This window comes from Streptomyces sp. NPDC050658, from assembly GCF_044457025.1.
Taxonomy (GTDB): Bacteria; Actinomycetota; Actinomycetes; order Streptomycetales; family Streptomycetaceae; genus Streptomyces.
This window is the reverse complement of sequence record NZ_JBITGM010000016.1, coordinates 67,134-90,522: the sequence shown is the minus strand read 5'-3', so window position 1 is coordinate 90,522 and position 23,389 is coordinate 67,134. Positions and strand designations below refer to the sequence as shown.

Here is a 23,389-nt window from a genome sequence, read left to right as displayed (position 1 = left end):
GATTCCCCATCTGATTTCCGCCACGAATCCCCATCCCCGCAATGAGAGAACCCCATATGTCACACCCCGAGCCGCGCACCCCCCGTACCGTCGCGGAGCTCACCGACGCCGTCCTCGCGGGCGAGTACGGACCCGACCCCGAAGAACTCTCCGTCACCAGCGCGTTCTGGCTGTACAACACCACCCGTCTCGCGGGCGGCGACGTCACGTACCACAACCACTACCTGCTGCTCCGGGTCGGATCGGCCTTCGGCGCCTGCTCGTTCGAGGCCGGTGAACTCGCCCCGGACTTCTGCGAGAACGCCTCCGGGCACACGCTCGGCAAGCTGCTGCGCGCCGAGTCCACACCCGTCCGCGTCGCCGCGCTCGACGCCTATCTCGCCCGGACCGACCCGCACCGCGAAGCATCCGGCGCCGAGCGCGTCACGCTGCCCGCCGGCACCCCGGAGATCCGTGCGAAGGCCCGCGACGCGTCCATCGCCGCGCTGCTCGACATCCGCCCCGGAGCCAAGGTCGCGCTGATCGGCGTGGTCAACCCGCTGGTGTCGGCGATACGCGAGCGGGGCGGCGTCTGCCTGCCCTGCGACCTGAATCTCCGTACCACCCAGTGGGGCGACGAGATCACCGACGACATGACCGAGGTGCTCGCCGAAGCCGATGCCGTCGTCGCCACCGGCATGACGCTGAGCAACGGCACCTTCGACCTGATCCTCGCGCACTGCCGCGAGCACGGGGTGCCGCTGGTGATGTACGCGCAGAGCGGCAGCGCCGTGGCGCGCGCGTTCCTGTCCGCGGGGGTCACCGGGCTCAACGCCGAGCCGTTCACGTTCTCCCAGTTCAGCGCCGACGAGACGCCGATGTACCGCTACCGGGAGTCGGTGTGAGCGTCGACTCCAAGGGTGGTGCGGCCGTGAGTTCCGGGGCCACCGAGGCGGGCGAGGCCGTCCCCGGCGATCTGCGGATGGCCCGCGCCCTGTGGCCCGTGCTCGTCGCCTCGGCGGTCGGACTGCTGCCGTTCACCGTCTTCAGCACCTACCTCGTGCCGATGGCCGAGGACGCCGACAGCAGCGTCGCCACACTGGGCGGGCTGCGCGGACTCGGCGGGCTCGCCGCCCTGTTGGTCGGCACCGCGCTCGCGCCGCTCATCGACCGGGTGCGCAAGGAGTGGGCGGCGGCGGGCGGGCTCGCCGCGCTCGGCCTCTCCGCGGCGCTCGGCGCGAGCGGCGACTTCCTCCTGATCGCCGTGTTCTGCCTGCTCGTCGGCGCCAGTACGTCGGTGCTGAACCCGGCGCTGACCGCGGCCGCCGCCGACCGCTTCGGCTCCGGCAAGGCGGCCGGGCGCGCGGCGACGCTCGTGACGGCGACGCAGTCGATGACGGCCATGCTCGCGGCGCCCGTCATCGCGCTGCCCGCGCTGTTCTGGGGCTGGCAGGGCGATCTGTTCGCCGTGACCGCGCTGTCGCTGCTGCTGGCCGGCGTCTTCTTCGTACGCGGCAGGAACAAGCCGGTGGAGGTGGCCGAGGGGGCCGAACGGCTCGGCTATCTCGCCTCGTTCAAGGCGCTGGGCGCGATTCCCGGTGTCGTACCGCTGCTGCTGATCGCGCTGCTGCGGACCGCGGTCTTCATGGGCTATCTCTCCTATCTGGCCGCCTACTACGACGACCGTTTCTCGCTCGACCCCGGGCTCTTCGCCTTCGTCTGGACGCTCAGCGGCGCATCGTTCTTCGTGAGCAACCTCCTCACGGGGCGGATCACGAACTCCGCCGAGCCGCGCATCGGCACGGAACGGCTGCTGGCCGTCGGCCTGGTCGCCGCGCTCGTCTCGGTGGTGGGCTTCTACTTCACCCACTGGCTGCCGCTGGCGCTCGCGATGACGTCCTTGCATGCGGCGAGCCATGCGGTCGTGGCCGCGTGTGTGGTGAGCCTGTTGGTGCGGCGTTGCGGGGCCCAGCGGGGCGCTGCGCTGAGCGTCAACTCGGCGGGGATGAGCCTCGGGGTGTTCGTGGGGGCCGCGCTTGGTGGACTCGGGCTCGGGCTCGCCAGCTACCCCGGAATCGCGGTGGCGTTCGGCGTGCTGGTCGTGGTGGCCCTGGGCGCGGCGGTTCTCGTGCTGAGGGCCGGAGCGGTGGAGAGGGCTGAGGAGGACTCCGGTTGAGGGTCGCGCGCGGCGCCGTCGTGGCTGGTCGCGCAGTTCCCCGCGCCCCTTCGGGGCGCGTCGTCCCACCCCCGCTCGAAAGGCCCGACCGATCATGTCACCGCCCATGACCTCTTCCATGGCCGCCGCATCCGCGGGCGAAGCGGCGGAGGTGAGCAGGACCAAGGCACTCCTCGCCTCCCCTGCAGGCCTCGCCGCGGCCTGCGCCGCGCTTGTCGCCGTCCTCCTCGGCTCCGTCGTCGTCGCCATCGGCATGGGCTCCGCCTCGGTCTCGCCGGGGGACACCGCCCGGCTGCTGTGGGCCGCGCTGAGCGGCGGTTCGATCGACTCCGACGAGGTGACGACGTATCAGATCATCTGGCAGATCCGCACACCGCGCGTACTCCTCGCGGCACTTGTCGGTGCCGGGCTGAGCGCGGTCGGCGTCGCGATCCAGGCTCTGGTGCGCAACGCGCTCGCCGATCCGTTCGTGCTCGGCGTCTCGTCCGGTGCTTCGGTGGGCGCGGTCGGCGTCACGGTCACCGGCGGGCTCGCCGCGCTCGGGATCTACGCCGTGTCGGTGGGGGCGTTCGTGGGCGCGCTGGTCGCGTCGCTCCTCGTGTACGCCGCCTCGGCGAGCCGAGGTGGCGGGCTCGCGCCGCTGCGGCTCGTCCTGACGGGCGTGGCCATGTCGCTCGGGTTCCAGGCCGTGATGAGCGTGATCATCTACTTCGCGCCGGACAGCGAGGCGACCAGCATGGTCCTGTACTGGACGATGGGCAGCTTCGGCGCCGCCACCTGGGGCGCGCTGCCCGTCGTGGCCGCCGTCGTGCTCCTTGGCGTGGCCCTGCTGCACCGGTACGGCAGGGCGCTCGACGTTCTCGCGCTCGGCGACGAGACCGCGACGAGCCTGGGATTCAGCCCCGACCGGCACCGCAAGGGACTGCTCGTGCTCGCCTCGCTCATCACTGGGGTGATGGTGGCCGTGAGCGGGGCGATCAGTTTCGTCGGCCTGGTCATGCCGCATCTCGTACGGATGGTGGTCGGCGCCACGCATGCGCGGGTGCTGGCGGTGGCGCCGCTCGTCGGGGCGGTGTTCATGGTCTGGGTCGACCTGGTCTCGCGGACGCTGGTCGCGCCGCGCGAGCTGCCCCTCGGCGTCATCACGGCGCTGGTCGGGGTGCCGGTGTTCATCGCGCTGATGCGGCGCAAGGGCTATATGTTCGGGGGCCGTTGAGATGAGACTCGTACGTGACATGTGCGGGGGCCGCTGACATGGATCTCGTACTCGACGGTCTGTCCGTCATGGTCGACGGCAAGCGGCTCGTCCGGGAGCTTTCCCTCGACGTCGGCAGCGGCCGCGTCGTGGGCCTCGTCGGCCCGAACGGCAGCGGCAAGTCCACCGCCCTCAAGTGCGTCTACCGCGCGCTGCGTCCGAGCGCCGGCGTGGTCCGCGTCGGCGACGACGACCTGTCCCGGCTGCCCCTGCGGCACAGCGCGCGGATCGTCGCCGCCATGGCCCAGGACGGCGCGGTGGACCTGGACTTCACGGTGGAGGAGGTCGTGGCCCTGGGCCGCGCGCCCCATCTGCGCGGCAACCAGGCGCTCAGCGGCCGGGAACGCGAGCTGTGCGCGCGGACCATGGACCGTCTCGACCTGACACGCCTCGCCCGGCGCGGCGTACTGACCCTGTCGGGCGGTGAACGCCAACGGGTGCTCCTCGCCCGGGCGTTGGTACAGGAACCGCGAATCCTGGTGCTCGACGAACCGACCAACCACCTCGACGTGCACCACCAGATCGAGCTGCTCTCCCTGCTGCGCGGCTCGGGCCTCACCGTCCTCGTCGTGCTGCACGACCTGAACCTGGCGGCGGCCGCCTGCGACCGCATCGGGGTGCTGTCCGGCGGCGAGTTGGTCGCTTCGGGCACGCCGCAGGACGTACTCACCACGGAACTCGTCGACAAGGTCTTCGGAGTGCGGGCGACGGTCGTCAGCCACCCCCTCACGGGCGACCCGCAACTCCTGTACGCCCTCACACCCACCCCCTGAACTCCCCTGACCACACCCCCACTTCACCCTCGAAAGGCACCACACCCATGCGCAGAAACACCCGGAAGCAGACCGCCGCACTCGGCTCCGCCCTCGCGGCCGCCGTGCTGCTCGGCGGCTGCGGAGCCGAGGTCGACCCGGACTCCGATGCGGCGGGGGCGGACAAGAAGGTCACCGTCGACCGCTGCGGTGAGCCGGTGACGTACACGACCCCGAAGCGCGCGGTCGCATACGAGGGCGGCAGCGCGGACAAGCTGTTCAGCCTCGGTCTGACCAAGCACGTCCACGGCTATGTCATGCCGCCGGCCAACCCCCCGGTGAGCGAGTCCCCTTGGGCGTCCGAGTACGCCAAGGTGAAGATGCTCAGCGACGACCTCCTGAACAAGGAACTCGTCGTGGAGGCCAAGTCCGACTTCGTCGTGGCGGGCTGGAACTCCGGCTTCAGCGACCAGCGCGGCATCACGCCCGCCATCCTGGACAAGCTCGGCATCCAGAGCTTCATGCACACGGAGAGCTGCTTCAACTACCCGAAGTTCCCGCAGAAGGTGACCCCCTTCAAGGCGCTGTACTCGGACCTGGAGCGCCTCGGCAAAATCTTCAAGGTCGAGAAGAAGGCGGACGACGTGGTGTCCGGCCTGAAGAAGCGGGTGGCGGCCGTGGAGGCCAAGGCCCCCAAGGGCGAGAAGGTCCCGGTCTTCCTCTACGACTCCGGGACGGACCAGCCGTTCACGGCGGGCAGCCAGGTCCCGCCGAACGACATCATCAAGAGCGCCGGCGGCCGGAACGTCTTCGACGGCCTCGACGAGCGGTGGACCCAGGTGAACTGGGAGGCGGTCACCAAGGCGGAGCCCGAGGTCGTCATCATCTTCGACTACGGCGACATGCCCGCCAAGAAGAAGATCGACTTCCTGAAGAAGTCCCCGCACACCAAGGAACTGCCCGCCGTGAAGAAGAACAACTTCTTCGTCCTCGACTACAACGAGGGCATCAGCGGGCCGCGCAACATCGACGGCCTGGAGAAGTTCGGAAAGTACCTGCGCGAGCTCGACAGGCGCTGAGCAGCCCCGGGGGCTGGTGCCGGGCTTTGTCCCCGGGAACGGAAGGGGGCTGTGAGACAACCTCCCGGCCACTGAAATGCCTGAGGCAGAGCCGAAGTCGCCACCGTCCGCCGTTGCGGCAGCGGCGGCTTCGGCCGGTGCCGCGACAGCGGCAACACGATCCCTCACGGGAAAGGACAGCCTCATGCGTACAGCACGGTTGCTCGCGGCGAGCGGCGCTGCGAGCGCGCTCCTACTCGGAGCAGTGGTCCCGGCCTCGGCCGGCGATGCCCCTGCGGCAAGCCCCGGAACTCACCTCCAGGTCGCCGACTCCGCGGCCGCCACTGCCCCCGCCAAGGGACAGAAGTCCGGAGACGTCAAGATCCAGCAGCGCTGGCACGTCAAGAATGCCAAGAACATCCAGGGCACGCCGTCCAGGCGGTGGCCCTGCGTCTATGTCTACGGGCGCGGCGGATCCCCGACCTACGGCAAGGCGTGCTTCCAGCCGAAGGGGGACAGGTTCTGGATCAAGGACAGGCGGTCCGACGGGATGAACCTCAGGACGATCGCCATGCCCTCGGGGAATGACACGAACGTCTACAACTGCAGGAACTACAAGGGCAAGCGCGCCGGCTGGACCCGCTGCAACTTCTCAAGGCTGATCAAGGAAGACGTCATGATCAGCTTCGTCCTCGCCGCCTACAAGGGCAATGTGCGAAAGGCCACCAGTATGACCGTGGCCGAGAGGAGCTAAGCGGCTGAACGGGGTGGGCCTCTTGGTGACAGTGGGCGCCGGCGGGCGTGACGGCATCGCGTTGTCGACTCCAGGAGGCCTGCCCCTTCTACCCGGACGGGCACACGGGTCCCGGGGGCGAGTCCGGGAGGTAGGCCGTGCGTTCTTCTGCTGTGAGGTTGCGGGCGACGGCGCGGCAGATCTTGTGCTGGGCGGCAGACGGACCGGGCAGGCGTACGTCCCAGAGCCGCACCGTCTTTCCGGCGGTGCCGGCCAGAACGTGTCCGTCGGGGCTGAACACCGGCGCTGCCGTCGTGCGGCCGGTGAGAGTGGCACGCGTGCGGCCGGTGACGGTGTCCCACAGCCGCATGGTGCCGTCGCCCTGTTCCATGGCCAGGGTGCGGCCGTCCGGGCTGAAGGCGGCCGAGCCCGCGGTCACGTCTTCGCTGCCGGTCATCACGGCGCGGACGCGTCCGGTCGTCGCGTCGCGCAGTCGCACCGTGCCGTTGCTGCCTCTCGTGGCCAGGGTGCGGCCGTCCCGGCTGAAGGCCAGTGGCAGCCAGCCGCCGCGGCCGGAGAAGTCGCGGCCACGGCCGGTGCGGATGTCCCACAGCCGCATCGTCCTGCCCGCGTCGTAGCCGACGGCCAGGGTGTGGCCGTCCGGAGTGAAAACGGCCGTATTCGCCAACGTGTGGCGGCCGGTGAGGGTGGTGCGTGTGCGGCCGGTCCGGACGTCGCGCAGCCGCACCGATCCGGCGGAATCGCCGCCGGTGACCAGGGTTGTGCCGTCCGGACCGAGCGCCGTCGGTTCGGAGAAGTTTCGCTCCGGATCGGTCAGGGTGGTGCGGCTGCGGCCGGTCCGGAGGTCGTGCACGCGCACCCGGCCGTCGTCGCTGTCCGCGACCACCAGGGAGCGGCCGTCAGCTGTGAACGCCACGGACGGGGCCGCGATTCCCTTGTAGCCGGTGAAGGTGGTGCGCGCGCGGCCCGTCCGGATGTCCCACAGGCGTATGGAGCCGTCGTAGCTGCTGGTGGCCAGGGTGCGGCTGTCCGGGCCGAACACCACCGAGTGCACCGGACCTTTATGGCCCGTCAGCGTACGGCCCGTGCCTACGTCCCACAGCCGTACCGTGCCATCGCTGCCGCTGGTGGCCAGGGTGCGGCTGTCCGGGCCGAACACCAGCGAGTTCACCGAACCGTCGTGGCCCGCGAGGTCGGTACGGGAGCGGCCGGTACCGGTGTCCCACAACCGCAGTGGAGCCCATCCGCCGGCAGCCAGGGTGCGGCCGTCCGGACTGAAGGCCAGTGTGAGGACTTCGCCGTCGTAGCGGTCCTCGAGCGTGCTGCGGGCGCGTCCGGTGCCGGCGTCCCACAGCCGAGCGGTGCCGGCGCCGCTGCCGGTGGCCAGGGTTTCGCCGTCCCGGCTGAAGGCGAGCGCTGTCACTTCCTCCTGGCGGTCGGGGAGCGTCGTGCGCACCTTGCCGGTTGCCGCGTCCCACAGCCGTACCCTGTCGTCGAAGTCGCTGGTGGCCAGCGTTCGGCCGTCCGGGCTGAACCCCGCCACCGCAACTTTGTGACCGGCGAGTGTGGCACGCTCACGGCCGGTCCGGATGTCCCACAGCCGCATCAGGCCCCTTCTGTCGCCCCTCGCCACCGTCTTCCCATCCGGGCTGAGCACCGTCGGCGCGCCTTTCTCCAGCTCGGCGTCCTGGGTGAAGGCCTTGCTGACCCGGCCGGTGCGCGTGTCTCCCCGCCATACCGTGCCCTGGGCCCCGCCGATGAGGAGAGTGTGACCATCCGGGCCCACGGCGAGTGAGGACACCGCGCCGCGATGCCCGGTGACGGTGTGGCGGAGTCTTCCGGTGCCGGCGTCCCACAGCCGCACCGTGCCACCGCGGCTCCCCGTTGCCAGGGTGCGCCCGTCCGGGCTGAACGCCACCGCGACCGCGTCCGCCTTGGCCGCGGCGAGGCGGTGGCGAAGGGGTTCATCGGCTGCCTTGTAGAGGCTGATCCTGGCTTCAGTGGTGGGACTGGTGCGGTAGGCCTGCACGGCCAGGAGGGAGCCGAGGTCGGGATTGGTCTCCATGAGCGTGCCGGACTGGGCGGCGAGTTGGCGGGACAGGGCCTGCTGCCCGGCGGTGACGGCCTGGCCGCGCTGCTGCTCGGCAGCGTTGCGCTGCTGGTAGGCGACCCCCGCGGCGATGAGAGCAAGGACGAGCAGCGTGGCGAGAGCCGCGGTGAACGAGCGCGCCCGGTGGGAGCGGCGTTGCTCGGCGCGGACGGACTGGTGCAGGAAGTCCCCTTCCATCTCCGTGAGTTCATCTTGCTGTTCGGGGGTACGGAAGGCGTCTTGGGCCTCGGTGAGTTCGGTGCCGCGCAGCAGCGCTCCGCTGTCGCGGTCGCGGGCCTGCCAGTTGTGGGCTGCGTCGGTCAGGCGCCGGTGGCGGCGCAGACGCTCACGGTTGTCCTCGATCCACCCGTGCAGTCGGGGCCATGCGGTGATCAGCGATTCGTGGGCGAGGTCGACGGTGTCGTCGTCCAGGGTGACCAGGCGGGCCCGCGCCAGGCGCTGCAGCACAGTGTCCGGGTCACAGTCGGCGGTCGCGAGCTCGGCCCGCTCGACGGGGCGGCGGGTGTCCGCGGTGCCCTGGCCCGGGGTGATCAGACGCAGCAGGATACGACGGGCCGTCTCGCCCTGGCGCGGGGTGAGTTGGGTGTAGAGGTCTTCGGCGCTCTGGGCGATGGCGCCATGGATGCCGCCGGTGCTTTCGTAGCCTTCCAGGGTCAGGGTGCGGCCGCGCCGCCGTCGCCAGGTCTCAAGGAGTGTGTGCGACAGCAGCGGCAACCCGCCCGGCTCCCCGCTGATCTCGTCGATGAGACGGGCAGTCAGCGTCCGCTCCACGATCAGCCCTTCGGCAGCCGCGGGCTTGACGATCACCTCACGCAGTTCGTCCGCCGTCATCGGGCCGACGGGCAGACTCGCCTCCCCCAGGAGCGCGGCCAGACCCTCGTGCTCAAGGCACCGGGCGTAGAAGTCCGCGCGCACGCCGATGACGACCCGTAGCCGACTGTCCGGGTTCCGGGCAGAGAGCAGCAGGCCGATGAACTCGCTGCGCTCGGCCGGGTCCTGACAGAGGGTGAATATCTCCTCGAACTGGTCCACCACCAGCCACGTGTCGCCCTCTCCCCCGGCCGGGGTGAACAGTCTCCGGTGAGCATGCGCCGGACTGGGACCGGGTGTGAGGATCCGGATCGCCGCCGGCCTCGGCACGGGATCCTCGGGATTCTGCAGTCGGGGAATGAACCCGGCGCGCAACAGGGACGATTTGCCGCTGCCCGACGGGCCGATCACGATCACGCAGCGACGCGCCTCGGCCAGGCCGGCGAGGTCGTCCGTGAGCCGGGTGCGACCGAAGAACCGCGCACGATGTCCGGCTTCGAAACGGGCCAGGCCCTGGTAGGGCGGATCCGCCGACTCCTCGTCGACGTCCCTGGGCTGGGCGCTCTCTTCATCACGCGCCGCGTGCCAGCGCCGTTCCCACTCCGCCGGGCCACCGCCGCACGCCTTCACGTAGGCGAGCGTCAGGGGCAGCGACGGCAGCGTCTCTCCCGCGGCCGCGCGCGCCAGTGCGGCAATCGAGTACTCCGCCTCTTTCGCCATCACCTGGTAGGTCGGACTGCCCGCCTCACGGCGCAGCTTGCGCAACTCGAAGGCGAGTTGCTGCACCGGCCCCGCCACCGGATCGATCGGCTTCTCCCGGCGCCCCACCGCAGTCCCAGCCCTTCCCCGTCGACGCCCTGGCCCTCACCTCAACACAGCCGTCACAGCGGCAACAAGGCGTCCGCACGCCAACCCGGCCTCCGGCCCAGGCCACCCATTCCTTTGTCTACCAGCACAAACACGGGCTGCGAGAAAACCAGGTGCCCACTTGAATCACTTGGGCAAGGCCGGAACCGCCGCTCCCGAGCGGCGGTGTGGTGCCTGTGCCCCGAGAAGGCCAAGGGGGGAGGGCACAGGCACCGGCACCGGCCTTGCGACAGCGCGGCTGACCGCCGCACCCCCGCGCACGTTGATCGAGCCCCGCCGCCGGCCGTCCGGCCACGCCTAGTGGGCCTCGTCCAGCGCCCCCGTGAGGCGGCCGAGCAGTCCCTGGAGGGCGAGGATCTCGTCTATGCCCAGGCCGGTCGAGGCGAGGATCCGGCGCGGCACGGGCAGGGCCCGCTCGCGCAGCTCCGTCCCGGCGTCCGTCACCCGCACGGTCACCGAGCGCTCGTCCTCGGCGCTGCGCTCGCGCCGGACGAGACCGGCGGTCTCCAGGCGCTTGAGGAGCGGCGAGAGCGTGCCGGAGTCGAGGCGGAGGCGTTCGCCGATCGCCTTGACGGGCTGGGGGCCGCGCTCCCACAGGACCATCATCACCAGGTACTGCGGGTAGGTGAGGCCGAGGTCCTTGAGGGCGTCGCGGTAGACGCCGCCGAAGGCGCGCGACGCCGCGTGCAGCGAGAAGCAGACCTGGTGGTCGAGGCGGAGCAGCTCGGCGTCCGGGATGTCGGGCAGCAGCCGGGGGTCGGTGGCGGGCGGCGGTGTCATGGGTCCAGGGTACCTGCCGCACATCATTGAGTTGTGTACAACTAAATTGCGTGCAACTCTTATGGCGCGGACGAACCGCAGCCAGCGGAGAGCCAGAGGAAGAGGACCCCCATGAACGCGATCTACACCGCCGTCGCCACCGCCAACGGCCGCGAGGGCCGCGCCGTCAGCACCGACGGCCAGCTCGACCTCCCCCTCGCCATGCCCCCGGCCCTCGGCGGCAACGGCAAGGGCACCAACCCGGAGCAGCTCTTCGCCGCCGGGTACGCGGCGTGCTTCGCCAGTGCGATGGGCGCGGTCGGCCGTGAGATGAAGGTCGACACCAAGGACGTCTCGGTGACCGCCGAGGTCTCCATCGGCAAGGACGACACGGGCTTCGGGCTCGCGGTCGTGATGCGCGTGGAGCTGCCGGAGGCGCTGGAGGGCGAGACGGGACGGCAGCTGGTCGAGGCGACGCACGCGTACTGCCCGTACTCGAAGGCGACCCGCGGCAACATCGAGGTCGAGCTGGTCGTCGAGTAGTCGGCCGCCTCGCGGCAGGTACCGTAGGGGGACCGATCTCATGGGCCTCCTGGTGGGCTGCGTGAACCCCAGGAGGACCGAGAGCATGACGACGAACCGCGGCCGCAAGGACGTGATCCGGGACCGGATGACGGCGACCGGCGAGTCGTACAACGTGGCGGCGCGCAACCTGAAGTCGATGAAGGACATGGGCGCCACCCGCGAGGCCGTCCGCACGCAGCGCTGGCGGCCCGCGGAGACCCTGGACGTGCCGTGCCCCTGCGGCGGCACCTGCGAGCCCGGCGAGAAGTGCGACCGCTGCCACGCCCGCCACCGTCATGTCTCCCGCTCCCCCGGCAGCCGCACGGAGGTCGAGACCTGGGCGGACCGCTACGACTGCATGGGCTGCGCATCCTCGTACACCCTGACCGTCGTACTGCCCGGCCGCCCCTGGGGCATCGCCGAGACGACGGTCCAGGGTGCGTCCGGGGAGCCGGTGGTGCGGGCGCGGGTCTTCCCCGGCGTCCGGCATCCGCTGCTGCGGCCCGAGGCGGCGGACGCGGCGGACACGGCGGACACGGCGGACACGGCCGACTGAGTCACTCCGGGTCGTCGACGACGCGCGCCGCCAGGTCCAGCAGGGCCTGCGCCGTGCGCGCCCTGAGCCGGCCGAGCTCCTTCGCCCGGTGTTCGGAGAGGTGCAGGTCGAAGGGGACGAAGACCGTGCCGGCGCAGTTCGCGGCGAACCGCTCCTTGATCTCCGCGTCCTGGAGCGACTTGTCGATGCCGCCGAGCAGGGACACGACCACCACCGCGTTCCGCACCAGGTCCTCGCGGCCGCGCGCGCGAAGGCCGGCGAGGAGCCTCGTGGCCTCCCCCACGGAGAAGACGGAGGTCGTGCAGCACACGATCAGCCGGTCGGTCGTGTCAAGGGCCACGTCGAGGGCGGGATCACGGTACGGGGCCGCCCAGTCGGTCAGCACCACGGCGTAGTGCCGTGCCGTCATCGTGAGGATGCGCCCGTACTCCTCCGCGTAGGCCGGGCTGCGGGTGGCGTAGCTGGCGCGGTGCGCGAGGATCTCGAGGCCCGTGATGGCGCGGCTGGTCAGCTCGCGGATGGCGGCGTGCGAGGCGTCCGCCGGGAGCCTGGTGAGGTCGCGCGGTGTCGCGGCGTTCGGCCGGACCAGATAGTCGTGCAGGTCACCGCTGACCGGTGCGCCGTCCATCGCGAGGACCGGCTCGTCGCGCACCGCCGCGAACAGCGAGCCCAGCATGAACGTCGTGGTGGACCGGCCGCAGCTCGGGTGGGCGCCGACCACGGTGATCCGCCTGTGATACGTCAGCGGGCGCCTGACCAGGGCGATCCGGCGTTCCTGCATGGCGCGGGCGCCGCCGAGACCCAGATCGAGGCGGAGACTGCGGCGGCCGATCCGGGGGACGGCCGGGGCCTCTGCCGCCTTGGGCCGGGCCAGCAGGGGCGGGCGCGCGGGCGCCCCGCCCTTGGCGGCCGGCGTCACCCCGGTGGACCTCCCGTCGCCGTGCATGGCCTGGGCGATCGCGACGTACCGGGCCAGCTTGTCGGCGACGGCACCCGCGGTGGGCCGCCGCGCCGGATCCGGGTCCAGGCAGGCCTTGACCAGGGCGCGCAGGGACTGCCAGGTGGAGCCCTGCCACAGATGCATGCCGTCCGGCAGGCCGGGCACCGAGGCCTGCCGCTTGCTGCTGACCAGCCGCAGCAGTTCGCCGAGCGACCTGATGTTGTCCTCCCGCGTCGGCGCGACGCCCGTGCCGGAGAACTCGCCGTCCACGACGCAGTCCGACAGGCCGACGAAGACCACCGACCGTTCGAGGACCATCACCGAGTCGGGAGAAATCCCGGCGGGGACAAGGCCGTTGAGATGGCAGATGCTCAGCGCGCTCGCCAGATGCCAGGCGAGCAGCAGGCTGGTGAGGATGTCGAACGTGGCGGTGCCGTCCGGGGTTTCGTACACCAGGAGCTCACTGAGCCGCGGCGGCTGCAGATCCCGGTTGCCGGACACCGAGAGCAGCCGCATGGCGAGCCACGGAGGGCGGCCGGCGAGATCCGTGGCGATGAGTTCGGGGGCGTACCGCCCGTCCATCCGGCGCAGCGCCTCGGCCTCGGCGGCCAGCAACTGCTCGGTGGCCACGGGCAGATCGGGGCGGACCACCCGCAGCGCGGCCTCGCGCCCTGCCTCGTCCCGGCCCAGGTAGACGAGGCTGCGGGTGCCCGCGCGGCGGCCCTGCAGCCGGTAGCGGCCGAGGCGCGTGGGGTCCTGCGGGGTGAGCGGCGACCAGGGCTGGGCGCGGGCCCGGTCCGGCATGTCGAAGGCGGGGACACGCGGCTGTGTCGCCACACCGAACCGGGCGAGCAGCCTGCGCTCGACGGCGGTGAACGCGTGGAAGGCGGCGGGCACGGTGTCCGCGCCGTCCGGGTGGGTGAGCCAGACGGGGAAGTCCGGTGAGCGGCCCGCCAGTTGTTCCAGGCGGCGGCCGATCGCCCGGCCGGTGCGCAGCAGTTCGGAGCTGGGCACGGCGTCGAGGAGGGCGGTCTTGGTCTCCTCGCTGAAGTCGAAGATGCGGTGCTTGGCGGGCAGCGGTCCCGGCACGGGGGCCGGGTAGGGCTCCATGAGGCCGCCGAGGAAGACCTCCGCCAGCTGGGCGACCGGGGCCCGCCAGGGGACGGCGGACTGCACGAGCCGCATGACAGGCACGGAGAGCGGCGAGACGGCGGCCAGATGCGCGGCCAGTCGGTACGCCTCCGGGGATGCCGCGTCCCTGAAGTGCTGGATGCCGCGGACCTCGCGCCCCGGAGCGATCGGCGCGTGCCGCTGGGGACGGGCCAGGAGCGGCAGTTCGACGGTGGTGCCGGGCGAGGTCAGCAGCAGCGACCAGTCCCGCAGGGACTCCGCGGCCGGTTCGAGGACGGGGATGGGTACGCCGGTGAAGTCGGCGACGCCCGCGGGCAGGACGCGGTCGCTGATCTCCCACGACGTGTTGGCCCCGCCCGGCCTGCGGGTGGTGGCGAGCCAGCGGTCGGCCTGGATCCCGGAGCCGTCCCACAGACCCGGCGGCAGGGTGTGCAGGACGGCCACCGGGCCGCTGGTCGCCCAGTCGAGGAGTACGTCGTGCATGGCGCCGCGCCGCCAGGCGCCGCCGAGTCCGTCGCTGACGACGAGCACCAGCGTCTGCCCGGTCGGGTCGAGCAGCACGGAAGGGGACATGGTGGAGGCGCCGGTCTCGAAGGGCCTGCCGTGCAGCACCGGGGCCCCTGACGTGCGGGTGTCGAGGCCGAGGACGCGGATGGAGCGGAAGGCGGCGAGGCGTTGCAGCGCCGTGCGCAGATCGGCGGCGAGGCGGTGCCAGAGCAGCATGGACAGACCGCCGTCGACGACGAGCGCCAGGTGCAGCCAGCGTTCGCGCGCCGGGCGCATCACCACATCGGGCAGCCGCGTCTCGGCGAGTGCCGCGGCGGTGGCCGCCTCGTCCAGTTCCTGCCGCCATCTGCTGGGCCGCTTCCGCTTCAGCGGGCGCAGGGCGCGTCCGATGAGCAGCTCCTGGCGCAGGGCCTTGTCCTCGGGGACACGCAGCGGCAGGGCGGGCTGCTCGTCGTCGGGCAGGGGTGCCGGGCGGTCGGGGAGCAGCGGCGGCAGGGACGCGGCGTGCAGCTCCGGCGGGGTGAGGTCGGGCAGGTCGGCGTCGGGCGCGGCGGGCTCGGGCGGTTCGCCGTCGTCCTCGGCGGGCGCCGGGTACTCGACGGCGGGGGACGGGCCCCGGGCGCGCTGGGCCCGGCGGGCCGCCCGTGCCAGGGGCAGCTCTTCGGGACCGCCGGACGCCAGGCGCTCGGCCAGCCACAGCACGTCCAGGACCTCGTGCGCGTCGAGGTCGCGCCCCGCCGCCTTGAGGACCCGCAGGGCGGTGGCCAGGCTGTCGTCCCGGCGGTCCACGGTCAGAGGGTTCCCGTCAGCTGGTGGAGCACGGCGTCGAGGAGGCCCTCGGCGTCCAGGTCCACTCCCCCGGCGCGCAGGAACACCGCGTTGAGCAGCTGGTCGGTGGCGAGTTCGCCGGGGGCGCGGCGGCGCAGGAACGCCTGCAGCAGGTCGTCGACCTCAAGGAGGGCGCCGTCCCCGAGGTGCGCGGAGACGATGGCCCGCAGCCGCTCCTCGTCGGGCACCGGCAGGTCGAGACGGATGCAGCGGCGCAGGAAGGCGGGCGGGAAATCCCGTTCGCCGTTGCTGGTGATGACGACGACGGGGAACTCGACGCACTGCACCCGGCCCTGCTCCACGACGACCGAGCCGTGGTGGTCGGCGGTCAGCACGTCGACGTATCCCGACTCCTCGGGCAGCCGGGCCAGTTCGGGTATCTCGAAGACGCCCTCCTCGAAGACGGTCAACAGGTCGTTGGGCAGGTCGACGTCACCCTTGTCCATCTCGTCGACGAGCAGCGCCCGCGGGGTGTCCGCGGGGGCGAGGGCGGTGCCGAGCGGGCCGAGCCGGATGAAGTTGCCGATGGAGGGCTCGCTGTCGCCGCGGTCCCGGCTGAGGGTGGTCTCCCGCAGGCGGCCGATGGCGTCGTACTGATAGAGGGCGTCCTGCACGCTGGAGCGGCTGTTGACCGGCCAGCGCAGCAGTGTGCCGAGGCTCAGTTCATGGGCGACGGCCCGCGCGAGCGAGGACTTGCCGGTGCCCGCGGGCCCGGTCACCAGGAGCGGCCTGCGCAGGTGCAGGGCCGCGTTGACGACGTCGGCGTGCTCTTGGGCGATCAGATAGGGCAGCGGCGGCGCGGCGCCGTCCGGCGGGGAGAAGCGGCGCCAGGGCGGGGCGGGCGGCATGGTGACGGGGCGGGCGAGGCCGTCGCCGCGGAAGATCCGCCAACTGCCGTTCGAAGCGGTGCTCATACGCCCTCCTGGGGTTCGCGGCTCATACGCCCTCCCGGGGTTCGGACAGATGCAGTTGCGGAACCGTGCGGTCCGGGTCGGCCCAGGCGAGGACCGGGCGGCCGGGGAAGGCGCGGGGCTGGTGCACGGTCTTGGCACGGTAGGACCGCACGCCCTCCGGAAGCTCACGGGTCGTCACACCGCTCATCCGCTGCACGGCGTGCGACTCGCGCCCCAGGCCCCGGTCCCACACCACGACCGGCACCCCGACGGCGAGACACACCTGCACGACCTCGTCGCGCAGCCGCGGCGGTACGTCCACGGCCACCCGCACGGCGTCCACGCGGTCCATCAGCGTGCCGTAGATCTCGCGCAGGCCGAGCGCCTCGTCGGCGAAGAGCAGGGAGATGCCCGTGTCGAGCTGGCGCCACCGGCGACGCCAGTCAGGAAGGAAACGTTCGTTGCGGCGCAGCAGTTCCGGACAGTTGACGACCAGCGGATACTCCGCGCCGAGCACGCCCGGCACCAGGTCGTCGGGCCCGAAGCTCTCCCACTCGTCTATCGGCAGATTCAGGCCCGCCCGGTCGACCAGGGCCTCCACGAGCGGTCTGCGGTCGCTCGGCGACGCCTGGTGCAGTGTCTCCAGGACCCGCAGCAGCTCCCGCGCGGCCCCCGCCGCGCTGAACGTGATCTCGCCGTCCGTCGACACCTGGCGCGGCCCGGCGCCCTCGTCGCACCAGACGCGCAGCCGGTACCGGTCCTCGCCGCTGCGGCTGACCTGCACCAACACCCTTAGTGGCGCGACCTGTTCGCGCTGCGCCCTGACCCAGTCCACGGCGTCGGCGCGCCGTTCGGCGAGGGCGGAGCGCGGGATGCCGAGCCGTTTGGCGACCCCGTCGGACCAGAGCCGCAGCCGTGCGGACGGGGCGGGCGGGCAGAGCGCCGCCAGATACTCCATGACCCGCAGCAGTGCCGGTACGCGCAGTCCGTCCTCGCCGGTGCGGCTGTCGCCCTGCAGCCGCTCCAGATGGTCGATGCAGGCGTCGGGCGAGTCCTCTCCGGGGAAGGCGGCGGCGAGCGGCAGCGCGGCGCGCACCGCCTCCGGCAGCCGGGCCAGGGTCGTGGCGGGGAGCTTCTTCAGCGTCTGGTGGAGCTTTCTGTACTCGTCGGGCGAGAGCAGCCGGGGCACCAGGGAGAACTGTCCCGCGTTCAGCAGCGGGCGGACGGCGGCGGGCTCCGGCCGGTAGAGCACTTCGGTGAGCGCGGCGAGCGCGCGCGGGTCGGTGACGAGGAGTTGCGCGAACTCCTCGGGTGTGGGGGCCGATTCGCCGCCCGGCTGGCCGTATCCGCACCGCCGCGCGACGGCCCTGGCATGGTCGCCGCGCAGCACGGGTGAGGGCATGATGCCCTCCAGGAGTTCGACGAGCATCGGCAGCGCGGGATCGTCCGGGTCGGCCTCGGCGGTGTCGAGCAGCTCGTGGGCGCCTGCGGCGCGCAGCTCGGCCTCGATGCGCTGCCAGGGGATGCCCCAGCTGCGGCGCGAGACGTGCTGGGAGCTGAACGGCCGCGCGGCTCCGGTGCGGGGATCGGCGGGCGGCATGATGTGCGCGACGACCAGGCCGACGGCGGCGTTGTCGGTGACGGACCAGAGCGGTCCGCCGCTGAAGGCCGGACCGATGGCCATGCCGGTGGGCTCCCCGTCGACGTACCCGATGGACTCGTCACAGGTCTTCACCCGTACGTCGGCGAAGGAACTGCTCATCCCGCCGCCGTGCCAGGCCCGCAGCGACTGCCCCGGCGCCATGGGCTGCCACATCGGCGCGGGCACCGTCTCGTGGGGCACCGCGTCGAGCCGTAGCACTGCGAGGTCGCCGAGCCACTCGTGGTCCTCCTTCTCGCGCACCGTGGCCGCGCCGTCACGGCGGCGCGGCGGGATCCAATGGGCCACCCTGGTCTCGTAGTTGACGGATGCGGCGGGGCCGCGCAGGGTCACGAGCACCGTCTCGCGTCCGGGGTGCCGTACGTCGAACAGATTGCGCCCCAGGGCGTCGTTCACCACATGGGCACAGGTCAGCAGCCGGCCGGGACCGAGCAGCACCCCGGCACCCGCCGTCCTGACGTCGCGTGCGCGCAGCACGGAGACGACGCAGTGCCGCGGGTCGGCCGAGGGGGACCGGGCCTCGGTCCGGAACCAGCCCATCCGATCAGCCCGCTTGCGGGGACCGCTGCCACGTCGCCGAGACGGTGAGGTGGGCCTGCCCGCTGCCGCCGACGATGCCGAGCCTGAGATCCTGCCCGACCTGGACCCCGAAGGTCACATTGGCTTCCTCCGGCGGCCGTTCGGAGTCCATGACCGCGTCGTGCACCTCACGCAGCAGCGGACCGAGGGGGCGCAGGGCGGTGCGCAGGGCGTCGACGGCGAACGCGGCGACGACGTCCCCACCCCGCGCCACGGGCACGCTGTGCCCCATCCCGTCGGGCAGATCACCGTCGGACTCCGGATCCCCCAGGGGCGGTTGCCCCTGCACGGGGAACACCTCGAAGCGGATGGCGGTACCGTCGGCTAACTCAAGCTCGTTGAAGTTCGGCACCTTTCATATTGTGCCGATCATTGCCGGTGGCGTACCGCGTTCGGCACAAGCGGAATCAGCTCGGAACGATGTCCGGTATCCGGACCCAACTCCCCGGATTCTGACCGGTTTCCTCCCTTGACGCCGACCCCCCGCACCCCGAGCATCAGGCAACGCACTTCGCACGTCCATGCGTCCGGATGCAGTCCCATGCACTCCCGTACAGCTCCAGCGCCCTGCGGAACCCGCTTCGCAGGGCGTCTCGTACGTTCCGTCCCCCTCATCGTTCGGAATTCGGAGCCCCACATGAAACTCTCCATACGCCCGCTGCCCCGCCTGCTCAGACGGACCACCGCGGGCGTCGCCACGCTGACCGCGGCCGGGCTGCTCGCCACCGCCGCGCCCGCGGCCCTCGCCGCACCCGCCGCTCCCCCTTCGACGCTCGCGGCACCCGACATCCCGCTCGCCAACGTCAAGGCGCACCTCTCCCAGTTCCAGTCCATCGCCACCGCCAACGGCGGCAACCGCGCGCACGGACGGCCCGGCTACAAGGCCTCCATCGACTACGCGAAGGCCAAGCTCGACGCGGCCGGATTCACCACCACCGTCCAGCAGTTCACGTCCAGCGGCGCCACCGGCTACAACCTCATCGCCGACTGGCCGGGCGGCGACGCGAACGACGTGCTGATGGCGGGCGCCCATCTCGACAGCGTCACCTCGGGGCCCGGCATCAACGACAACGGCTCCGGCTCCGCGGGCGTCCTGGAGACCGCGCTCGCCGTCTCACGCGCACAGCTGAAGCCCACGAAGCATCTGCGGTTCGCCTGGTGGGGCGCCGAGGAACTGGGCCTGATCGGCTCGAAGTACTACGTCAACAACCTTCCCGCCACGGAGCGTTCGAAGATCGGCGGCTACCTGAACTTCGACATGATCGGCTCCCCGAACCCCGGCTACTTCGTGTACGACGACGACCCGGTCATCGAGAAGACGTTCAAGGACTACTACGCCGGGCTGAACGTCCCCACGGAGATCGAGACCGAGGGCGACGGCCGCTCCGATCACGCCAGCTTCAAGAACGTCGGCATCCCGGTGGGCGGCCTCTTCACCGGCGCCAGCCGCACCAAGACCAGCGCCCAGGCGCAGAAGTGGGGCGGCACGGCGGGTCAGGCCTTCGACCGCTGCTACCACTCGTCCTGCGACACGACGTCGAACATCAACGACACGGCCCTGGACCGCAACAGCGACGCCATCGCGCACGCCGTCTGGACCCTCGGCACACAGACCCCGGTCCCGCCCGGCGACACGTACGAGAACACGGCCGACGTGGCCGTCCCGGACAACGGCGCGGCCGTGACCTCCACGGTGAACGTGACGGGCCGCACCGGCAACGCCCCCGCCACCCTCAAGGCCGCCGTCGACATCCGCCACACCTGGCGCGGCGACCTGGTCGTCGACCTGCTGGCCCCGGACGGCACGGCGTACCGCCTGAAGAACTCCAGCAGCAGCGACTCGGCGGACGACGTCATCGCGACGTACACGGTGGACGCGTCGAGCGAGACGGCGAACGGCGCGTGGAAGCTGCGCGTGCAGGACGTGGCGGCGCAGGACACCGGCTACATCAACAGCTGGAAGCTGACGTTCTGACCGGGCAGGCAGTCGGCGGCTGAGTTTCTGAACCCGTCCGCACCAGGGACCGCCTGACCCGCCCCGGAGACGGCCGGCCGGTCCGCACGGCATATTCGCGCGACCCGCGCACAGCCCGCGCCCTGCCATCGCCCGATGAGGGAGATCACGGCTGGGGAAGCGGCAGCGGTGCTGCTCGCGGGTGGCGCCGCTGCGGACCGTGCTGGCCGTCGCCGACCCCGAGCACTGGCTCGCGCTGGACTCGGGGGTGCGCGAGGTGTCCTGGTACGGGGCCGCGTACGGGACGCGGCCGCTGCCCGAATGGGAGCGCGCCGGCCCGCTGCCCGCCGATCTGTCGGGGCCCGACGCGAACGCCGCCGCCGGCCTCGCGCCGCTGAGCCCCATGAAGTGTGCCGTTCAGATCGCGACCACGTGCACGTCCGACGGGGCCAGCACCGCGAGGTAGGCGCGGATGTCGTCCGGATCGCTGGTGAAGATCACCGCACTGCCGTGGCGTGCGGCGGTCAGCGCCACCCAGGCGTCCACCGCGTCCGGGCGCTTCTTGGCGGGCAGGGCCGCCTGCCCGAGCGCGGTGGCGATGCGGCGCCAGTCGGCCAGGTCCGGACCTGTCGCACAGGCCAGGCACTCCGGACGTCCGGCCTTGGTCTCCCGCATCGGAGGCGCGGCAGAACGGGCCTGCGGCACCGTGCAGTCCTTGAGCACCCCGGACAGTGCGTGCACCAGTGCTGGGTGGGGCCGCCAGACCTGAGCCAGGACCGGGCCGAGCACCAACGCCCGATGCCGCGCGGCACGCAGGCCGTCATGCAGGGCTACCGCCTTGGCCTTGCGGTCAGTGAGCGCGATCAGCATGCCGGTGTCGTAGACGGGCACGCGTCCGCTCACGCGGCGTGCCCCGGGTGACGCCCCTGCCGGCCCTGGCCGTGCACAAGGCCAAGGGCCTCCTCGACCTCGCGCCGCTCCTGCTCCGTGAGCCCCGCCGGTGAACCGACAGCCTCGTCGGGCATCTCGCCGGCCGCCAGTTCCGCCTGGGCGATCAATGCGTCCACCCCGGCGAATTGCTCCTCTATGGCATCGCTCTCGGCCATCTGCCGTGTGGCGGCATGAACCAGATACGCCGACACGTCCATGCCGGCCCGCTCCGCGTGCTGCCTGATGCGCTCGGCCTGTGCCTGATCCAGGCTGATGCTGATCCGCGTCTTCGCCATGCACCCAGCGTATGACGCGTATTACCCGGCTTCAAGCGGTGCCCTGACGCCCGTGCGCCGCCGGCCGCCCCCGCTGCACCGTCGGCTCAGTTCGCCGGCTTACGCCTCGTCCGGCGTCAGCCGCATGGAGATCGAGTTGATGCAGTACCGCTGGTCGGTGGGCGTGTTGTAACCCTCGCCCTCGAACACATGTCCGAGGTGCGAGCCGCACCGCGCGCACCGCACCTCGGTGCGCACCATGCCGTGAGAGGTGTCCTGGAGGAGCTCGACCGCCTCCGTGTCCTTGGGGTCGAAGAAGCTCGGCCAGCCGCAGTGCGACTCGAACTTCTCCGCCGACGTGAACAGCTCCGCGCCGCAGGCACGGCAGGAGTAGACGCCCTTCGTCTTGGTGTCGGTGTACTCACCCACGAAGGCCGGTTCGGTGCCGGCCTGGCGCAGGACCGCGTACTCCGAAGGGGTCAGCTCCGCGCGCCACTGCTCGTCCGGCTTCTCGACGTCGTACGACATGGGTGGATCCCCTTACTTCGGCTTACTTCGACAGCTGGGCCAAGATCTGCGGGCCGAGGTCCGTGACGTCGCCCGCGCCCATGGTGAGAACCAGGTCGCCGGGCCGCGTCATTCCCGCGATCGCCCGCACGGCGTCCGTCTTGTCGTGCGCGGCGCTCACGTCGGCGCCCGCCGCGCGGGCCGCGTCGATGATCAGGTCGCTGGTGATGCCGGGGATCGGGTCCTCGCGGGCCGGGTAGATGTCGAGGACCACGGAGGCGTCGGCGAGGGCCAGGGCCTGGCCCATCTCCTTGCCCAGCTCCTGGGTGCGGGAGAAGAGGTGCGGCTGGAAGAGCACCAGGAGGCGCGATTCGCCCGCCGAGGCGCGCATGGCCTCCAGGTCCGCCGTCATCTCCGTGGGGTGGTGCGCGTACGAGTCGATGACCTGGACGCCCGCCGCCTCGCCCTTGAGCTGGAGGCGGCGCTTGACCCCGGTGTACGAGCCGAGGGCGGACGCCAGGTTGTGGGCGGGGATGCCGAGGGCGATGCCCGCCGCCAGCGCGGCCACCGCGTTGTGCGCGTAGTGCCGGCCGGGGACCGAGACCGTGAAGGTCAGGAACTTGCCGCCCAGGACGACCGTGACCTCGCTGGTCAGACCGCGCGCCGTGACCTTGTGGATGCGCAGGTCGGCGCCCTCGGACTCGCCGTACGTGACGACCTTCAGCTCACCCAGGTCGCGGACGCGCTTGGTCAGCTCCACGGCGCCGGGCTGGTCGGCGGCGATCACCAGCGTGCCGCCGGGGACGATCTTGCCCGCGAAGGTCTCGAAGGATTCGTAGATCTCGTCCATCGACGCGTAGTTCGCGTGGTGGTCGAGCTCCACGTTCAGGACGATGGCGACCTCGGGCGCGTACTTGTGGAAGCTGCGGTCGCTTTCGTCCGCCTCGGCCACGAAGATCTCGCCCGCGCCGTGCAGCGCGTTCGAACCCGGCGCGTCCAGGTCGCCGCCGATCGCGTACGACGGGTCGAGGCCGAGGGTGGTCAGGGTGACCGCGAGCATCGAGGTCGTGGTGGTCTTGCCGTGCGTGCCGGCCACCGCGATGGGGCGCAGGCCCTCCATGAGGGAGGCCAGCGCGTCCGAGCGGTGGACGACCGGGATGCCGAGCTCCGTGGCGCGGGCCAGCTCCGGGTTGTCGGCGCGGATCGCGGAGGAGACGACGACACAGCTGGCGTCGGAGGCGAGGTGCGCCGCGTCGTGGCCGATGTGGACCGTGGCACCCAGGGTGCGCAGGGCCTCGGCCGTGGCGGACTCGCGTGCGTCACTGCCCGCCACCTTGGCGCCGCGCTGGGCGAGGATCTTGGCGATGCCCGACATACCGGCGCCGCCGATGCCGATGAAGTGCGGTCGGTCCATGGCGGTGGGCAGGCCGGGTGCCATACGTGTGTCTCCCCAAGGGTCCAGAGCTCAAGAGTTCAAGAGTTACGGCGATGAGCAGGGCCCAGACTATTGCCTCGGACCGACAGTGGGCACACTCGCCCGCCCTG

Annotated in this window: 20 protein-coding genes; 10 read left to right on the top strand and 10 right to left on the bottom strand. The window is 71.7% G+C overall.

What is annotated here, in order from left to right; genetic code table 11:
• The first annotated feature begins 56 nt into the window (after window positions 1-56).
• From ACIBKX_RS38005 to ACIBKX_RS37980, 6 genes are all read left to right on the top strand, one after another.
• Entirely contained in the window at window positions 57-884 is an 828-nt protein-coding gene (locus ACIBKX_RS38005; RefSeq protein WP_363272216.1) for a Rossmann-like domain-containing protein, read from the top strand.
• Window positions 881-2,155 carry an MFS transporter gene (locus ACIBKX_RS38000; protein ID WP_363272217.1) on the top strand — a complete coding sequence of 425 codons (1,275 nt, stop codon included), beginning with the start codon at window positions 881-883 and terminating at the stop codon, window positions 2,153-2,155. The genes ACIBKX_RS38005 and ACIBKX_RS38000 overlap by 4 nt, the downstream gene beginning before the upstream one ends.
• 118 nt (window positions 2,156-2,273) lie before the next feature.
• Window positions 2,274-3,371: an iron ABC transporter permease gene (locus ACIBKX_RS37995; RefSeq protein ID WP_363272218.1), complete on the top strand. Its 1,098-nt coding sequence runs from the start codon at window positions 2,274-2,276 to the stop codon at window positions 3,369-3,371.
• A 38-nt stretch (window positions 3,372-3,409) separates the two neighbouring features.
• Window positions 3,410-4,183, top strand: a complete 774-nt coding sequence (locus tag ACIBKX_RS37990) for an ABC transporter ATP-binding protein (RefSeq protein WP_363272219.1) — start codon at window positions 3,410-3,412, stop codon at window positions 4,181-4,183.
• 47 nt (window positions 4,184-4,230) lie between these two features.
• Complete coding sequence (locus ACIBKX_RS37985) at window positions 4,231-5,241, top strand: ABC transporter substrate-binding protein (RefSeq protein WP_363272220.1); 1,011 nt, start codon at window positions 4,231-4,233, stop codon at window positions 5,239-5,241.
• Between the two features lie 184 nt (window positions 5,242-5,425).
• Window positions 5,426-5,974, top strand: coding sequence for a hypothetical protein (locus ACIBKX_RS37980; protein ID WP_363272221.1), 549 nt, complete (start codon window positions 5,426-5,428; stop codon window positions 5,972-5,974).
• A gap of 88 nt (window positions 5,975-6,062) precedes the next feature.
• Here the strand turns inward: ACIBKX_RS37980 and ACIBKX_RS37975 are convergent, their stop codons facing one another.
• On the bottom strand, window positions 6,063-9,722 hold the full coding sequence (locus ACIBKX_RS37975) for a hypothetical protein (protein WP_363272222.1): 3,660 nt from the start codon (window positions 9,720-9,722) through the stop codon (window positions 6,063-6,065).
• A gap of 336 nt (window positions 9,723-10,058) precedes the next feature.
• On the bottom strand, window positions 10,059-10,541 hold the full coding sequence (locus ACIBKX_RS37970; RefSeq protein WP_363272223.1) for a MarR family transcriptional regulator: 483 nt from the start codon (window positions 10,539-10,541) through the stop codon (window positions 10,059-10,061).
• A 111-nt stretch (window positions 10,542-10,652) separates the two neighbouring features.
• Here ACIBKX_RS37970 and ACIBKX_RS37965 point away from each other — a divergent pair, with 111 nt between their 5' ends.
• Both ACIBKX_RS37965 and ACIBKX_RS37960 read left to right on the top strand, forming a co-directional pair.
• Window positions 10,653-11,063, top strand: coding sequence for an organic hydroperoxide resistance protein (locus ACIBKX_RS37965; RefSeq protein ID WP_363272224.1), 411 nt, complete (start codon window positions 10,653-10,655; stop codon window positions 11,061-11,063).
• A gap of 85 nt (window positions 11,064-11,148) precedes the next feature.
• Window positions 11,149-11,640: a hypothetical protein gene (locus tag ACIBKX_RS37960; protein WP_363272225.1), complete on the top strand. Its 492-nt coding sequence runs from the start codon at window positions 11,149-11,151 to the stop codon at window positions 11,638-11,640.
• Between the two features lies 1 nt (window position 11,641).
• Here ACIBKX_RS37960 and ACIBKX_RS37955 read toward each other — a convergent pair whose 3' ends face one another.
• The 4 genes from ACIBKX_RS37955 to ACIBKX_RS37940 are packed head-to-tail and all read right to left on the bottom strand — an operon-like array spanning window position 11,642 to window position 18,530.
• Window positions 11,642-15,007 carry an SAV_2336 N-terminal domain-related protein gene (locus ACIBKX_RS37955; RefSeq protein ID WP_363272226.1) on the bottom strand — a complete coding sequence of 1,122 codons (3,366 nt, stop codon included), beginning with the start codon at window positions 15,005-15,007 and terminating at the stop codon, window positions 11,642-11,644.
• A gap of 2 nt (window positions 15,008-15,009) precedes the next feature.
• The gene (locus ACIBKX_RS37950; protein ID WP_363272227.1) at window positions 15,010-15,960 is read right to left on the bottom strand and encodes a MoxR family ATPase; all 951 of its coding nucleotides are present in this window, start codon (window positions 15,958-15,960) and stop codon (window positions 15,010-15,012) included.
• 22 nt (window positions 15,961-15,982) lie between these two features.
• Window positions 15,983-18,139, bottom strand: a complete 2,157-nt coding sequence (locus tag ACIBKX_RS37945; RefSeq protein WP_363272228.1) for a trypsin-like peptidase domain-containing protein — start codon at window positions 18,137-18,139, stop codon at window positions 15,983-15,985.
• A gap of 4 nt (window positions 18,140-18,143) precedes the next feature.
• Complete coding sequence (locus ACIBKX_RS37940; RefSeq protein ID WP_363272229.1) at window positions 18,144-18,530, bottom strand: CU044_2847 family protein; 387 nt, start codon at window positions 18,528-18,530, stop codon at window positions 18,144-18,146.
• Window positions 18,531-18,815: 285 nt separating this feature from the next.
• Here ACIBKX_RS37940 and ACIBKX_RS37935 point away from each other — a divergent pair, with 285 nt between their 5' ends.
• Both ACIBKX_RS37935 and ACIBKX_RS37930 read left to right on the top strand, forming a co-directional pair.
• Window positions 18,816-20,153: a M28 family peptidase gene (locus ACIBKX_RS37935; RefSeq protein WP_363272230.1), complete on the top strand. Its 1,338-nt coding sequence runs from the start codon at window positions 18,816-18,818 to the stop codon at window positions 20,151-20,153.
• Between the two features lie 181 nt (window positions 20,154-20,334).
• Window positions 20,335-20,598 carry a hypothetical protein gene (locus tag ACIBKX_RS37930; RefSeq protein ID WP_363272231.1) on the top strand — a complete coding sequence of 88 codons (264 nt, stop codon included), beginning with the start codon at window positions 20,335-20,337 and terminating at the stop codon, window positions 20,596-20,598.
• Here ACIBKX_RS37930 and ACIBKX_RS37925 read toward each other — a convergent pair.
• The 4 genes from ACIBKX_RS37925 to murC all read right to left on the bottom strand — a co-directional run bounded on the left by ACIBKX_RS37925 (window position 20,550) and on the right by murC (window position 23,282).
• Window positions 20,550-21,035, bottom strand: coding sequence for a hypothetical protein (locus ACIBKX_RS37925; RefSeq protein ID WP_363272232.1), 486 nt, complete (start codon window positions 21,033-21,035; stop codon window positions 20,550-20,552). The genes ACIBKX_RS37930 and ACIBKX_RS37925 overlap by 49 nt on opposite strands.
• Window positions 21,032-21,358 (bottom strand): plasmid mobilization protein, encoded by a 327-nt coding sequence (locus ACIBKX_RS37920; RefSeq protein ID WP_363272233.1) that lies wholly within the window; start codon window positions 21,356-21,358, stop codon window positions 21,032-21,034. Before ACIBKX_RS37920 ends, ACIBKX_RS37925 begins: the two co-directional genes overlap by 4 nt.
• 99 nt (window positions 21,359-21,457) lie before the next feature.
• Window positions 21,458-21,865 carry a peptide-methionine (R)-S-oxide reductase MsrB gene (gene msrB / locus ACIBKX_RS37915; RefSeq protein ID WP_363272234.1) on the bottom strand — a complete coding sequence of 136 codons (408 nt, stop codon included), beginning with the start codon at window positions 21,863-21,865 and terminating at the stop codon, window positions 21,458-21,460.
• Between the two features lie 22 nt (window positions 21,866-21,887).
• A complete protein-coding gene (gene murC, locus ACIBKX_RS37910) occupies window positions 21,888-23,282 on the bottom strand; it encodes a UDP-N-acetylmuramate--L-alanine ligase (protein WP_363272235.1) in 1,395 nt (464 codons plus the stop codon).
• Window positions 23,283-23,389 lie beyond the last annotated feature (107 nt).